This is a genomic window from Flavobacterium hercynium (assembly GCF_002217285.1).
GTDB lineage: Bacteria > Bacteroidota > Bacteroidia > Flavobacteriales > Flavobacteriaceae > Flavobacterium > Flavobacterium hercynium.
In genome coordinates this window covers 36,226-51,002 of the sequence record NZ_MUGW01000024.1, presented here as the reverse complement: position 1 = coordinate 51,002, position 14,777 = coordinate 36,226, and the positions used below count along the sequence as shown (strand labels likewise).

Sequence of the window (14,777 nt, the reverse complement as noted above, 5' to 3'; positions counted from 1 at the left end):
AATTGTCGCTAACCGAACTCAACATTTTTAAGTACTTTTGTCCCACTTTTATACAATGTAATTCCTCAAAAATGGATAGAAAAATATTCTCTTTTTTGTTTTCTACACGATTAATGGCCGTTCTTTTTTTAACATTTGCATTAGCAATGGGTATCGGTACCTTTATAGAAAGCAAGTACAATACAGATACTGCTCGAATTTTAATTTACAACACTTGGTGGTTCGAGGCTATAATGGTAATCTTTGTTATTAATTTCTTCGGAAATATCAAACGTTACCAATTATTACAAAAAGAAAAATGGGCAACTTTATTACTGCACCTTGCTTTTATCTTTATTATTATAGGTGCTTTTATAACACGTTATATTAGTTATGAAGGTGTAATGCCAATTAGAGAAGGTGCTGCAGAGAATCAAATTCTTTCAGAAAAAACATACATCACCATTTTTGCTGATGGAGAATATAAAGGTGAAATGAAACGCAGGGTTTTCGAAAAAAACCTTTTGTTATCGCCTGTTACCAATAATGACTTTACTGTTTCAGGTAAATTTGACCAAACTCCTTTTGAAGTTACTCTTGATCAATATATCATGGGAGCTAAAGAAGTGGTTAAGCCAGATCCTAACGGAACTTTATACATAAAATTAGTAGAAGCAGGAGCTGGAGGACGTGAAGAACATTTCCTTAAAGAAGGCGAGGTACAAAACATACACAATGTTTTATTTGCTTTGAATAAGCCTACAGATGGTGCAATCAATATTAATACAACTGGAAAAGAATATACAATCCAAACGCCTTTTGAAGGAGAATTTATGCGAATGGCGGATAAATTAAAAGGAGCTGTTACTAAAGATAACGTGCAGCCACTTATGATGCGTTCGTTATATAGTATAGGTGATATTAGAATTGTATTTCCTGATCCTGCCTTAAAAGGACGTATTGATTATGAGTCTAATAACGACTATAAAGCTAAAAATCATAATGATGCTTTGATTGTAAAAATCAATGCTGACGGACAAGAAAAGAAACTAACACTTTTAGGATCTAAAGGAAGACAAGGAGAACCTAAATCTGTTAAGATTGGTAATGTAGATTATACTTTATTTTATGGAAGTAAAGCCTATGTTACGCCATTTAAAATTAAATTAAATGATTTTATTGCAACCAAATATCCGGGAACAGAAAAAAGCTATTCTGCTTTTGAAAGTAAAGTAACAGTTCAGGATTCTACAGAAACTTTTGATGCTGCTATTTATATGAATCACGTTTTAGATTACAAAGGATACCGTTTCTTTCAATCAGGATTTGATCCGGATGAAAAAGGAACAATCTTATCTGTAAATCATGATTTCTGGGGAACGTCAATTACATACTTTGGATATTTTATGTTATATATTGGATTAATGGCAATTATGTTTACCAAACACTCTCGTTTTGGAGATTTGAAGAGAAAATTAGAGGTTGTTAAAAAGAAAAAAGAAAAATTAATCACCATTTTAGTTTTAATGATCAGTTTGAGTGGTTTCGCTCAGGCACCTCATGTTCATACACCTGGACACGATCACAATCATGATCATCCTGCTGATCCTAATGATCATGCTAATCACGTTACAGCTCCACCAAGTCAAAAACAATTGGATTCATTACTAAATGTATTCAAAGCTCCGGAATCTCATGCTGCTAAATTTGGGCGTCTGATTATTCAGGATGCGGGAGGAAGAATGAAACCGGTTAATACTTTTTCATCTGAATTACTTAGAAAAGTAAGTCAGAAAGATACTTATAACGGAATGAACTCTGATCAGGTATTTTTGTCTATGACGCAATATGCTCAGGTTTGGATTCAGGTTCCGATTATCTATATCAAAATGGGTAACGATAGTATTCGAAAAATTATTGGTATCGAAAAAACAGCAAAATATGCACCTTTTGTAAACTTCTTTGACCAAAACGGAAATTATAAATTAGCTCCTTACTTAGATGCTGCTTATCAGGCTGCAAATCCAAATCAGTTTGAGAAGGATTTTGTTGAAACGGATAAGAAAGTAAACTTAATGGAATCAGCGTTAAGCGGAAGTATTTTGAAATTGTTCCCAATTCCAAATGATCCGGGTAATAAATGGGTTTCGTATTTAGAGCGTGAAAATACTGGTCTTAAAGGAATGGATTCGATTTATGTAAAACAAATCATTCCAATGTATTTTAGTGCTTTAAATAATGGTTCTATTTCTAAAAACTTTGATACAGCAGATCAATTGGTTGAAAGTATTAATGGTTTTCAAAAGAAATTTGGAAGCAAAGTACGTCCAAGCGAAGATAGAATTGATTCTGAGATTTTATATAACAAATACGATTTTCTAAAAAAACTGCCATTTTGGTATTTAGGAGTATCTGTTTTCATGTTTGTTTTTGTGATTGTCAATATCTTTTTTGAGAAGAAATGGCTTCGTTTTACCGTAAACGGTTTCCATATATTAGTTGGATTGTTATTTGCACTACATACAGCAACGCTAATAGCACGTTGGTATATTTCAGGTCACGCACCTTGGAGTAATGCTTATGAATCTATTGTTTACGTGGCATGGGCAACAATGTTCTTTGGATTGGCTTTTGACAGAAAATCAAAACTTACAGTTGCTTCATCTGCCTTTGTAACTTCAATGATTTTATCTGCGGCTTACCTGAACTGGATCGACCCTGAAATTGCAAATTTACAGCCGGTTCTTAACTCTTACTGGTTAATGATTCACGTAGCAGTAATTGTGGGTAGTTACGGACCACTTGCTTTAGGAATGATTTTAGGTTTTGTTTCGTTGTTGCTTATTCTTTTTACAACAGAAAAGAACAAAGAAAAAATGAGTTTAAATATCAAAGAGATTACATACATCAACGAAATGTCATTAACAATTGGTTTGATTATGTTAACAATTGGTAACTTCCTTGGAGGACAATGGGCCAACGAAAGTTGGGGACGTTACTGGGGATGGGATCCAAAAGAAACTTGGGCATTAATCTCTATTATGATATATGCTTTTGTAATTCACGCCCGTTTTGTACCGGCTTTAAGAGGGCAATGGTTCTTTAATTTAATGAGTATGTTTGCTTTTGTATCAATTTTGTTTACCTATTACGGAGTAAACTTCCATTTGGTTGGACTTCACTCTTATGCAACCGGAGAAGCGCATTCATTAGCCTGGACGTATTACTCTTTAGGAACTATTACTCTTATTGGAGCAATTACGTATCCGAGTTATAGAAAGTACTATAAAAAGAAAAAATAAAGAATAAATAAAGAATAAATTCTTTTAGATAAAAAAGGGCTCAACGTTATGTTGAGCCTTTTTTGCTTATTCTATTATAAGTTTACAGATGCTCATAGAGTAAAACAATTACGATTAAAATTAAAATAAAAAGGACTAGAAAAATAAGATGACTTAGAATAGACAGAAGTAATGCTTTCGTTTTAGATATTTTATTAAAAAACTGAATATTAGTCCAAAAGATCAAGATTAGATCAATTACATAAATTAAGATATTGATAGATTTTATTTCCGGTGATCCATTGAAAAAATAAAGCAATGGAAAAGTAATGATGTGAGCGAATAGTTTTTGAGAGGCTTTGAAAGTGTTTAAAACAAAATACTCAATAAAATTGTAGCCTTGTTTTCTAAAACAAATAAAAGTACCAATCGTGAATAGTGGAATATTTGCAATCGTAATCCAGAAAAAATGAGTCGCAATAAATTCATTTACTTTTAAATAATTTATTTTAGGATCGGTAGAAGTAGCGTTAATCAAATTGATATCAAAAAAGTGATATAATATTCCGTAAAGAGTTCCAAGAACTACAACAAGAGAAATAGGCTTAAAATGTTTTACACGCTTTCCTTCAATAAATTCGCGAATAGAGTGTCCGGGTCTGCTAAACAATTGCTGAAAAGAATAAAGTATACCTTTGTCAAAATGTAATAAACCGTGCTGAATATCATGCCATAAAAAATGAGCATTTATTTTGTGTGTCTCTGCCGGCTGTCCGCAATTGTTACAATAATTGCCACTATAATTTTGATCACAATTTTTACATTTTATACTCATGTTTTGAAAGTATTATATGACTTTTGGTTCACTAAAAATAATAAAAAAAACGCATATTAAAATAAATTAATATGCGTTTTATTTTTATAACAAATTGATTTTTAGACTTTTCCTAAAGTATAAAGTTGTTCCATTGTAGGCGTTAAACTTCCTCCTGCAGGCTCTAACGTAATTCCAAAAGCTTCAGCAGAATCTGTCTGGCTTACAGCAAATATTTTTTGGTCGTTGCTGGCAAAATCTTCCAGTAAACCTATGCTTGTAGGCGTAAGCACCGGACTTAATTTTAATGCCCAAACCTGATAAACCATTCCTTTTGGAGGTTCCGGTAAACCTTTTGCATCAATATAAGTAGTTTTGGTGTCTTTGTTCCAGTATACTTTTGCAAATGAAGTAGGAGAGACGGTTTGCCCGCCAAGAGTTACACCCGTATTTTTGATGTCCCTTACGATGGTTAAACTTTTCTCTGTTTCTTTATGTTGCTGATCCAGATAAGCAAAATCTCTTTGTATTTTGTTTTTCTCATTTCCAACAGTTGCAATAGCTTCTCTTGTTTCTGTTAATTGTAAAGTTTGGTATCCAAGTCCCAAAAGCAATACAACAGCAGCTGCCCAACCCACATATTGTGACCAGTTTGAGGCAGGTTTCATCTCGACTACTTTACCATGTTTAAGTTCTAGTCGTGCTTTTATCTTTTCGAAATTTGCTACCGAGTGAAACGGAGAAAAACTAGAAGATAAGGCAACAATTGCTTTTTCTATCGAAAGAATTTCCTGTTCGATTACGGTATGTTTCTTCGCCATTTCGGCTACTTCCAGATTTTCAGTTTCGGTTAATAAACCATAAACATAGAGTTCCAGAATTCCTGAGTCTATATATTCTTGTGTTTCCATTATATTTTTAAATAATTGCGTAAATCGTTAATACAGTTTCTGTTTTGTGTTTTGATAGTTCCCAACGGTATAGCTAGTTCTTCAGAGGCTTCTTGTTGAGTATATCCTTTAAAAAATAATAAATCTATAATCTCAATACATTTTGGTTTTAGCTTTTTTACAAATTCATGAATTCCAATTGTATCAATTTTATTGGCCAGTTTATTACTGTCGTCTAACAGATGTACGAAATTATCGGAGGAAAGGTTTTTTTGACTGTTATTAAAATTTTTAGAACGCAGCTTATCAATTGACGTATTGCGCGCTATATTTAGGATCCAGGTATAAAATCGACCTTTACCTTCATTATAAGAATCTATATTTTTCCAAATTTTCACAAAAACTTCCTGAAGAACATCTTCCGCTTCTTCACGGTTTTTGATCAGAACATTGATTACTGAAAATAAGCTTTTAGAATACATATCATAAAGATGAGTAAAAGCCCTTTCATCTTTTTTGTAAATTAAAACTAATAATTCTTCCTGACTCATAAATTTGTGGGTTTTGTTTTATATAATTTTTAAGATTTTCAAACTCCAAAATTGAAATTTCTTATCTGTGAGTTAAAGATAATTGATTTATTTAAGAAAATCCATTTTTTTTTATGCTTGTAAAGTCCCTAAAAATAAGGGATGTAAAAAAAACTTCATTTTTTTTTACTTTTTTCAAATCCAAAAGAAAGTACTTTTCGTACATATAAATAAGAAACGCAATACAATAGATATTAAAATAATAAATAGTTGATGCCTTCGGACTTCCAAACGAAAAATAGTAGAATGACGAGGGAACAAAATGATTAACCTGATTAGAGATTTAGCATTTTATTATTGTAAACACCAATATTAAAAATAGTTCAGGGATACATTTTTATGAGGATGCAATAGTTTTCATTATAACCGTGGCATCAACTATAATTTGAAAGTAATACTAAAATAAATATCAAAATATAAAGCAGCAGTGCTTAAACTAAAATTCATGGTTTGATTTGTTTGTATGGGGGGAAGCCTAACGTCTGATTAACGTTAGGCTTCATTTTTTTATTTAACTTATGTTTAGTATAATGAACACAACTAGTAAATCAGATTTTAATTAATTTTATCCAAAAATAGTAACAAATGAAAAAAATAGTATCTCTGGCATACGGTGCACTAATCTTGTTTAGCTGCCAAAATCAAGCGCAAACGAGCGTAAAAAAAACTAATAAAAAGCAGGAAGTTATGGCAAAGGAAACAATTTACCAGTATAAAGTAGAAGATTTATCGGGTAATACTTTTGATTTCTCTACTCTTAAAGGGAAAAAAGTAATGATTGTAAATACAGCATCAAAATGCGGATTAACACCGCAATACAAAGATCTGGAAGCAATTTACAAAGAGTATAAAGACAAAGGTTTTGTAATTGTAGGCTTTCCGGCAAACAATTTTGCTTCTCAGGAACCAGGGACTAATGAAGAAATTGGTGCTTTTTGTCAACAAAATTATGGTGTAACTTTTCCAATGATGGACAAAGTTTCTGTAAAAGGAGATGATATGTGTGAGATTTACAAATTCCTTACTCAAAAATCGAAAAACGGTTTACAGGATTCTGAAGTAGAATGGAATTTTCAAAAATATTTAATTAATGAAAAAGGGGAGCTGGCAAAGGTGATAAAACCTAGAACATTACCTACTGATCCGGAAGTTATTAACTGGATTAAGAGTTAATTCATAAAAAAACTTAAATCAAAAAATCCACAAATTTGTATCATTGCAAGTTTGTGGATTTTTTATTTTAAGGTTTTTTTACTTCAATATCAATTGCATAAAAACCAGATCAAGCCAGTGATCAAACTTGTAACCAACCTCTCGAATAGTTCCAGTCGCTACGAAGCCAAATTTTTCATGAAAAGCAATACTTCCGGCATTATCAGCATCTATAGCACCAATCATGACATGGAGACCTTGTTTTTTTGCTAATGTAATCAATTCGGTCAATAGTTTAGAGCCAATACCTTTACCGATTATGTTATCTACTACATAAACTGAATGTTCTACAGTATATTGGTAGCCAATTTTTTCGCGAAACTGACCATAACTTCCAAATCCCACAACTTCACCTTCTAATTCAGCCACAATTACAGGCATATTTTTAGCCTTTTTATCTTCTAACCATTTTGTTTGAATTTCAAGAGTTTGCGTCTCGTAATTGTAGTTAGACGTGGTATGAATAATAGAATGATTTACAATTTCCAGTATTTTATTTAGATCGCTTACTACAGCAGGCCTTAGCGTTACATTCATAAAGATTATTTTTATTTTCTATTTAAGTCAGAGAGTAATTGATCCACATCATTTGAATCCCAGCTCATTTCGCTGGCAATAGCTTTAGCATCTTTAACAAATTTCAAAGCTGATTTTTTGTCTTTTATTTTAGCATAAAGTCGGGCGATTAATAGGTTTCCATCATACGAATCATTTATTTCGATAGAACGTTTTACCCATAAAATTGATTTTTTTAAGCTTTCCGTGTCTTTAATATGTTTCAGGTACGTTTGTCCAATCTCTTTTAAAAAGCTTGCATCGTTCCAGGCCAAAGTCTGAACATTCTCTTGCGTTACTTTTTTATAAAAAGCCCAATTTTCTGTACGTTCCGCTAATGTTAAATCATATTTAAACACCAAAGAATCTGTTTTTTGAAGTTTAATTGACTTTGCAACTTCTCTCTGTTTGTAATAACTTACCGTATCTAAATTATCTACAAGCGGTAAAAGTAATTCCTTTACGATACTTTCAATCTTGCGATCAATACGGCTTTGAGATGCAACGGCAGCAAATTCTTTTTGATGTTGTAAAACATATTGAAATTCTCTTGAATTAATATCCGTAACACCATTTGCAATAACGCGCCAGTTAGTTTCGTTAACTAATTCCTTGTCTGATTGTGTTTTAAGATACAAGTGTGTAGGTATAGAAAGTTCAGTTCTGTCTTTTCCTTTTTTTAAGGCATTCAAATAATTAAAATACGCATTTACATTAGAAGGATCTTTAAGAAATTCTTTTTCCAGATAAGGTAATTGTAATTTAGGATTTAAAGCGTAATTGGCTTCCGCCAAAAAATCATTCTTTTTCGATTCGCCTTTCAAAACATATAATAAGGTTTCATTTGAATCTAAAAATAAAAATGTCGGTAATGATTTAGTATTGAATTTATTCTTAAGTGTTATGCCTTCTTCTTTTTCTACGTTTTTATACGTGCAAACGTAATTTTTGTTTAAAAAACTAATAACAGCGGGATCACTGAAAACCTCTTTTTTCATTTGGTTACAATGCGGACACCAATCGGCATAAAGCATAATAAAAATAGGTTTGCCTTCTTTTTTAGCCGTTTCCAGAACTTGTTGATACGGAATATCAACAGGTTCAAATTGATTTTGGGCATTTATCGTTTGCAGCGAAATAAAAAGAAAGAGTAATGATAAGAAACGCATATTGAGTTTAATTTTAATCAGAAGTTCGTTTTTACAAATATATCTCCTTTTTCAGTAAATGACCTTAATATCTTCTTAATTTATAAGTTAAATGAGCTTCTAAGTTTGTAACTTTGTAGTATGAAAAAGAAATCTTAAGCTTTTAAGATTCTCTTTAAAAGTAATACACTATCAGAATGATTTACCCCAAAATACCACTTGCTCAAAGTATTATCGAGATTTGTTTAGCAAAAGGAATCACCAATATTATAATTTCTCCAGGTTCAAGAAATGCGCCTTTAACGATAGGATTTGCTCAAAACCCTAATTTTACGTGTTACAGCATTGCAGATGAGCGTTCTGCGGCTTTTTTTTCGTTGGGAATTGCGCAACAAACCAAATTGCCAACCGCTGTAATTTGTACGTCGGGATCAGCTTTATTGAATTATTATCCGGCAGTTGCAGAAGCTTTTTACAGCCAAATTCCTTTGATTGTGATCTCAGCAGACCGCCCGCAAAGCAAAATAGATATTGGTGACGGACAAACGATACGCCAACAAAATGTTTTTCAGAATCATTCTGTTTTTAATGCCAATCTAACCGAAGATGCCTCCGTAGAAAATGATATAAAAATCAATCAGGCAATTGAAACGGCAATACTACAAAAAGGTCCGGTTCATATCAATGCTCCTTTTGAAGAACCTTTATATGAAGTAGTCGAAACGCTTTCTATAACACCAAAAATCACCCATACAGAAAAAAGTATTCTAACTCGAATTATAGAAAATGAAGAAGAATTCATTTCGATCTGGAATACAGCCAAACGCAAATTAGTTTTAGTTGGCGTAAACGAAGCGAATAGTATCGATCAGGAAATTTTAGATCAATTGGCCAACGATCCTTCAGTTGTGGTGCTAACAGAAACGACATCTAACTTACATCATCCAAGTTTTATCAATAGTATAGATACTTTAATTACACCATTTCAAGATGTTGATTTTAAAGAATTTCAACCCGAAATTCTAATTACTTTTGGAGGTATGATTGTCTCTAAACGAATCAAGGCATTTTTACGAAAATACAAACCAAGTCACCATTGGCATATTGATACCTTAAGAGCGTATGATACTTTTTCGGCTTTGACACAACATTTTGTGATGGAGCCCAATGATTTTTTCACCAATCTCTTATCTAAAACTACTACTGTAGAAAGCGATTACTTTGCTACAATTGATAAAGTTTACAAATTAAGAAAAGTAAGAAGACAAGAATATTTGGATAAAATTCCGTTTTCGGATTTTAAAGTCTTTGAAAAAGTAATAGAATCTTTACCCGTAAACAGTCAATTGCAAATAAGCAATAGTTCAGCCATTCGTTACGCACAATTAATTCACATCGATCCTTCTATCGAAGTTTTTTGCAATCGCGGAACAAGCGGAATAGACGGAAGTACGTCTACAGCAATTGGGGCAGCGGTTGGAAGCAAAAGACAAAATGTTTTTATCACCGGAGACATTAGTTTTCTTTATGACAGTAATGCATTGTGGAATTCTTATATTCCTAAAAACTTCAAAATTATTCTAATAAATAATGGCGGTGGCGGTATTTTCAGAATTTTACCCGGTCACGAAGAAAAACCGGTTTTTAATACTTATTTTGAAACTTCACATAATTTAACGGCTGAGCATTTAGCAAAAATGTATCAGATCAATTATTTCAAAGCTTCAGACGTTACTTCTTTAGAAGAAAATATAAAAGCATTGTATTTAGCTGAAGATGCTCCGGGAATATTGGAAATTTTCACACCAACATTAGAAAATGATAAAATTTTGCTTCAGTTTTTTAAAGAACTTGTATAGAGAGAATTAATACTTCAAAAAAAGCAATTACATTTTATATCACTATAACTTAAAGCGCCAATGCATTGGCGCTTTCTTTTTTTAACTTCATTTAGAATAAAATCAGTTCAAAATAACGACAACGCTTTATTATATCTAATATTTTTTGCTGAACCATTTTCAAACTTCGTACATTTGCGCCTTAGAACTTATGAATATGATTGAAATAGGAAAATACAATACACTAACGATACTACGTGATACTAAAGTTGGTTTGTTTTTAGGAAATCCTGAAAAAGACCCTGAAGGAATTCACGATATATTATTACCCAATAAATACGTACCAAACGAATTTGAAATAGGCGAGGAGCTTATTGTTTTCGTTTACTTAGATCACGAACAACGTCCTGTTGCTACGACACTTGAACCCTATATTTTATTAAATGAATTTGCACTTTTACGTGTAAACTACATCAATCAGGTTGGCGCTTTTATGGACTGGGGAATGGAAAAAGATATCCTTGTTCCGTTCAAAGAGCAGGCACGTCCGATGGAAAAAGGAAAACGCTACTTGGTGTACCTTTATATGGACGAAAAAACCAAACGTTTGGTAGCTTCAAGCAAAACAAATCAGTTTCTGAACAATGACAACTTAACAGTTGAAAAAGGCGAAGAAGTAGATTTGATCGTTTCGCACATAACAGAAATAGGTATCAATGTTATCATCAATGAGCAACACAAAGGATTGTTGTACAAAGATGAAGTATACGATGATGCGATAAGAACCGGAGACAGAATGCGCGGATATATCAAAAATATCCGTCCTGATAATAAAATAGACGTCGCATTGCAAGCGCAAGGATATCAGAGTGTTGAGCCAAATGCAGAAAAGATTCTGGATGAATTGCGTGCCAGCCGTGGTTTTTTACGTCTAAATGATAATTCTCATCCCGAAGACATTAAAACAGTCTTGAAAATGAGTAAAAAAACCTTTAAAAAGGCGATTGGAGCTTTATACAAAGAAAAACTAATCGAAATCAAAGAAGACGGAATTTATCTTGTAAAAGATAATTAATAAACAAGAAAGGCTACTCATTACAAGTAGCCTTTCTCTTTTTTATTCTAGTTTTAAAAAAAATTGTAATTAAAAAAAAACAGAAATAAAATTATTAGAATAAATTAAAAAAGTAAAAACCTTATAAATTTTTGAAATTACTTTTTCAACGAGTTATGTCTTTAAACAGTTTGTTTTGTTTACCTCAAAATCAAAAAATCAATTTCACGGCTTTACCTTTAGTTTTTTTTATATAATTTCTAGAAAGTCTCAATTTGATTAATTCCCCACTATCATAATCCTTTTTCCCGTAAACTGAGTACTATTTCTATATGCTAACCGTAGGTGTTACTATCTCTTCCTTGGAGTTTTAATAAACAAATAAACCATTTGCTCATTCATTAAAGGTTTAGTATTAAAAACCGTAAAAAAATGAGCGACAAATTTTTTAAATTTTCTCAAAAAAATCATTTTTTAGGTTAATAAATCAGTGAAAGAAAATCAATCTAAATCAATTAGAAAAATATGTATCTAGTTGATTTCTAGGATGTAAAATTAATTCTTTTTTTTAAATACAAATGTTAAAAATTGTTATTTTTTGTGCGTAACCCCCAATTCTTAACATTCGTAGCTATTTTCATGAAGAGTTCACTTAAATAGAGTAGGTAAAAATATAAAAATGCTTTATTTTTACACTATAATTAAAATAAACAAATAGAAATGGATTGGATAACTGCCAGAGAATTTGAAGATATAACATACAAAAAATGTAACGGAGTTGCTAGAATTGCTTTTAACAGACCCAATGTTAGAAACGCCTTTCGTCCTAAAACAACTTCAGAATTATACCAGGCTTTTTACGACGCACAAGAAGACACTTCAATAGGAGTTGTTTTATTATCTGCAGAAGGTCCATCGACAAAAGATGGCGTTTACTCTTTTTGCAGTGGAGGCGATCAAAATGCACGCGGACACCAAGGTTACGTGGGCGAAGACGGTCAACACCGTTTAAATATTCTTGAAGTGCAGCGCTTAATTCGCTTCATGCCAAAAGTAGTAATTGCAGTTGTTCCAGGCTGGGCAGTTGGTGGCGGACACAGTTTACACGTAGTTTGTGACATGACACTTGCGAGTAAAGAACATGCTATTTTCAAACAAACAGATGCAGACGTTACCAGTTTCGACGGAGGTTACGGATCAGCGTATTTGGCTAAAATGGTAGGTCAGAAAAAAGCACGTGAAATTTTCTTTTTAGGAAGAAACTATTCAGCGCAGGAAGCTATGGACATGGGAATGGTAAATGCCGTAATTCCTCATGATGAGCTGGAAGATACAGCTTACGAATGGGCACAGGAAATTCTTCAAAAATCTCCAACGTCTATAAAAATGCTAAAATTCGCAATGAATTTAACAGACGACGGAATGGTTGGTCAACAAGTTTTTGCAGGCGAAGCAACGCGTTTAGCCTACATGACAGAAGAAGCAAAAGAGGGTAGAAATGCATTTTTAGAAAAAAGAAAACCAAACTTTGGCGAAAATAAATGGCTGCCGTAATAATTTTAGATTTCAGATTTTAGATTGTAGATTTTTTTAAGCCTACAAACTAAAATCATTTAAAAATAATCTAAAACCTACACTCAAAAATCTAAAATAAAAAATAATGAAACATTGGATTGAAGCCGCAAGATTGCGCACATTACCTTTATCAGTTTCTGGAATTATAGTAGGAAGTATTTATGCTTTATCTAACCCAACCGAAACCGTAAATACACCAACAGAAGTATTTAGTTGGAAAATTTTTGGTTTTTCACTTCTGACAACCTTAGGATTACAAGTCTTATCTAACTTTGCAAATGACTACGGTGACGGAGTAAAAGGCACTGATAATGCAGATAGAATAGGACCAAAGCGCGCAATTCAAAGTGGAGCCATTACGCCTCAGGCTATGAAAAAAGCCATAATCATTACTTCATTACTTACCTTATTATCAGCAATTACACTTATATATTTTGCGTTTGGTCAAAGTAATTTCGTCTATTCCATCTTTTTCCTTGTATTAGGAGTAGCAGCAATTGCATCAGCTATTCGTTATACAGTTGGTAATTCAGCTTACGGATACAGAGGTTATGGCGATTTATTTGTTTTTATATTCTTTGGATTAGTTAGTACCTTAGGGGTTAACTTTTTGTATTCCAAAGAAGTAGATCCAATCCTAATTCTTCCCGCAGTAGCCATCGGATTATTAAGCGTAGGTGTACTAAACCTGAACAATATGCGCGATGAAGAGTCAGACAGAAAAGCAGGGAAAAATACCATTGTGGTAAAATTAGGCGGCGCTACAGCAAAAAAATACCACTTTTTCATTATCATTTCAGCGATGCTTTTGGTAGTTCTTTTTGCGATTTTAAGCGATTACAACTTCGATCAATACCTGTTTTTGTTGGCTTATATACCTTTAACTAAACATTTGATTACGGTATATAAAAACCAAGATCCTAAGCTGTTAGATCCCGAATTAAAAAAACTGGCATTAAGTACTTTTTTACTTTCAATATTATTAACAGTATGTATGATTTCATTAATATCAGACATCATTGTTAACCTCTTCCTGGGTGGAAGATAATTGTTCAACTATAAAAACTATCAATATGAAAATTACATACTACGGTCACGCTTCCTTAGGAATTGAAGTTGGCGGAAAACATATCATTGTAGATCCTTTTATTACAGGAAATCCACAAGCAGCCGGAATCGATATCAACACTTTAGAAGCAGACTATATTTTACTTACACACGCACACGGCGATCACGTCCTTGATGTTGAAACCATAGCAAAACGTACCAATGCAGTTATTGTTTCAAATGCAGAAATTGCGACTTACTATGAACAAAGAGAATTCAAAGCGCACCCAATGAATCATGGTGGAAGCTGGAATTTCGATTTCGGAAAAGTAAAATACGTAAATGCAATTCACTCAAGTTCTTTCCCTGACGGATCATACGGCGGAAATCCTGGAGGTTTTGTAATCGAAAGCGAGCATAAAAACATTTATATCGCGGGAGATACAGCACTTACAATGGATATGAAACTTATTCCGTTGCGTACCAAACTGGATTTAGCAATACTTCCAATCGGAAACAATTTTACAATGGATGTAGAAGACGCTATTATCGCTTCTGACTTTGTAGAATGCGACAAAATTTTAGGCTATCACTTCGATACTTTTGGATATATCAAAATTGATCACGAAGAATCTATCCGTAAATTTTTCGATAAAGGAAAAGATTTAATGCTTCTTGAAATCGGAGCTTCAATTGAATTGTAAACCTATAATACTGAAAAGTAAAGGATTTAGGAGCTAATCCTGCTATCCGCTTTATCTTTTGTGGCATACCCATCTTTACGCGTATGCCAC

General features: G+C 32.7%; 12 protein-coding genes. 7 read left to right on the top strand and 5 right to left on the bottom strand.

The features are described 5' to 3' along the window. Positions 1 to 71: 71 nt before the first annotated feature. A complete protein-coding gene (gene ccsA, locus B0A66_RS12235) occupies positions 72 to 3,281 on the top strand; it encodes a cytochrome c biogenesis protein (RefSeq protein ID WP_089050127.1) in 3,210 nt (1,069 codons plus the stop codon). Positions 3,282 to 3,363: 82 nt separating this feature from the next. On the opposite strand, the gene B0A66_RS12230 is transcribed toward ccsA, so the two are convergent. The 3 genes from B0A66_RS12230 to B0A66_RS12220 all read right to left on the bottom strand — a co-directional run bounded on the left by B0A66_RS12230 (position 3,364) and on the right by B0A66_RS12220 (position 5,515). Then, positions 3,364 to 4,095, bottom strand: a complete 732-nt coding sequence (locus B0A66_RS12230) for a DUF3667 domain-containing protein (RefSeq protein WP_089050126.1) — start codon at positions 4,093 to 4,095, stop codon at positions 3,364 to 3,366. A gap of 101 nt (positions 4,096 to 4,196) precedes the next feature. Continuing rightward, a complete protein-coding gene (locus B0A66_RS12225) occupies positions 4,197 to 4,985 on the bottom strand; it encodes an anti-sigma factor (protein ID WP_089050125.1) in 789 nt (262 codons plus the stop codon). Further along, entirely contained in the window at positions 4,985 to 5,515 is a 531-nt protein-coding gene (locus tag B0A66_RS12220) for an RNA polymerase sigma factor (RefSeq protein ID WP_089050124.1), read from the bottom strand. The genes B0A66_RS12225 and B0A66_RS12220 overlap by 1 nt, the downstream gene beginning before the upstream one ends. 624 nt (positions 5,516 to 6,139) lie before the next feature. Between B0A66_RS12220 and B0A66_RS12215 the strand changes: the two genes are divergently transcribed. Continuing rightward, the gene (locus tag B0A66_RS12215; protein ID WP_089050123.1) at positions 6,140 to 6,727 is read left to right on the top strand and encodes a glutathione peroxidase; all 588 of its coding nucleotides are present in this window, start codon (positions 6,140 to 6,142) and stop codon (positions 6,725 to 6,727) included. Between the two features lie 78 nt (positions 6,728 to 6,805). On the opposite strand, the gene B0A66_RS12210 is transcribed toward B0A66_RS12215, so the two are convergent. Together B0A66_RS12210 and B0A66_RS12205 are read right to left on the bottom strand one after the other, a co-directional pair. Next, positions 6,806 to 7,303, bottom strand: coding sequence for a GNAT family N-acetyltransferase (locus B0A66_RS12210; protein ID WP_089050122.1), 498 nt, complete (start codon positions 7,301 to 7,303; stop codon positions 6,806 to 6,808). Between the two features lie 11 nt (positions 7,304 to 7,314). Then, entirely contained in the window at positions 7,315 to 8,490 is a 1,176-nt protein-coding gene (locus B0A66_RS12205; RefSeq protein ID WP_089050121.1) for a thioredoxin family protein, read from the bottom strand. Between the two features lie 176 nt (positions 8,491 to 8,666). Here B0A66_RS12205 and menD point away from each other — a divergent pair, with 176 nt between their 5' ends. The 5 genes from menD (at position 8,667) to B0A66_RS12180 (ending at position 14,687) form a co-directional block, all read left to right on the top strand. Continuing rightward, entirely contained in the window at positions 8,667 to 10,328 is a 1,662-nt protein-coding gene (gene menD / locus B0A66_RS12200; RefSeq protein WP_089050120.1) for a 2-succinyl-5-enolpyruvyl-6-hydroxy-3-cyclohexene-1-carboxylic-acid synthase, read from the top strand. Between the two features lie 196 nt (positions 10,329 to 10,524). Continuing rightward, complete coding sequence (locus B0A66_RS12195) at positions 10,525 to 11,382, top strand: CvfB family protein (RefSeq protein ID WP_089050119.1); 858 nt, start codon at positions 10,525 to 10,527, stop codon at positions 11,380 to 11,382. A 699-nt stretch (positions 11,383 to 12,081) separates the two neighbouring features. Continuing rightward, a complete protein-coding gene (locus B0A66_RS12190) occupies positions 12,082 to 12,915 on the top strand; it encodes a 1,4-dihydroxy-2-naphthoyl-CoA synthase (RefSeq protein ID WP_035681238.1) in 834 nt (277 codons plus the stop codon). 106 nt (positions 12,916 to 13,021) lie between these two features. Further along, complete coding sequence (gene menA / locus B0A66_RS12185) at positions 13,022 to 13,984, top strand: 1,4-dihydroxy-2-naphthoate octaprenyltransferase (RefSeq protein ID WP_089050118.1); 963 nt, start codon at positions 13,022 to 13,024, stop codon at positions 13,982 to 13,984. 25 nt (positions 13,985 to 14,009) lie between these two features. Next, positions 14,010 to 14,687 (top strand): metal-dependent hydrolase, encoded by a 678-nt coding sequence (locus B0A66_RS12180; protein ID WP_089050117.1) that lies wholly within the window; start codon positions 14,010 to 14,012, stop codon positions 14,685 to 14,687. Positions 14,688 to 14,777 lie beyond the last annotated feature (90 nt).

Excerpts from the sequence above, each read along its gene's own strand:
- ccsA (WP_089050127.1), top strand. The coding sequence starts at position 72 with ATGGATAGAAAAATATTCTCTTTTTTGTTTTCTACACGATTAATGGCC.
- B0A66_RS12230 (WP_089050126.1), bottom strand. The coding sequence starts at position 4,095 with ATGAGTATAAAATGTAAAAATTGTGATCAAAATTATAGTGGCAATTAT.
- B0A66_RS12225 (WP_089050125.1), bottom strand. The coding sequence starts at position 4,985 with ATGGAAACACAAGAATATATAGACTCAGGAATTCTGGAACTCTATGTT.
- B0A66_RS12220 (WP_089050124.1), bottom strand. The coding sequence starts at position 5,515 with ATGAGTCAGGAAGAATTATTAGTTTTAATTTACAAAAAAGATGAAAGG.
- B0A66_RS12215 (WP_089050123.1), top strand. The coding sequence starts at position 6,140 with ATGAAAAAAATAGTATCTCTGGCATACGGTGCACTAATCTTGTTTAGC.
- B0A66_RS12210 (WP_089050122.1), bottom strand. The coding sequence starts at position 7,303 with ATGAATGTAACGCTAAGGCCTGCTGTAGTAAGCGATCTAAATAAAATA.
- B0A66_RS12205 (WP_089050121.1), bottom strand. The coding sequence starts at position 8,490 with ATGCGTTTCTTATCATTACTCTTTCTTTTTATTTCGCTGCAAACGATA.
- menD (WP_089050120.1), top strand. The coding sequence starts at position 8,667 with ATGATTTACCCCAAAATACCACTTGCTCAAAGTATTATCGAGATTTGT.
- B0A66_RS12195 (WP_089050119.1), top strand. The coding sequence starts at position 10,525 with ATGATTGAAATAGGAAAATACAATACACTAACGATACTACGTGATACT.
- B0A66_RS12190 (WP_035681238.1), top strand. The coding sequence starts at position 12,082 with ATGGATTGGATAACTGCCAGAGAATTTGAAGATATAACATACAAAAAA.
- menA (WP_089050118.1), top strand. The coding sequence starts at position 13,022 with ATGAAACATTGGATTGAAGCCGCAAGATTGCGCACATTACCTTTATCA.
- B0A66_RS12180 (WP_089050117.1), top strand. The coding sequence starts at position 14,010 with ATGAAAATTACATACTACGGTCACGCTTCCTTAGGAATTGAAGTTGGC.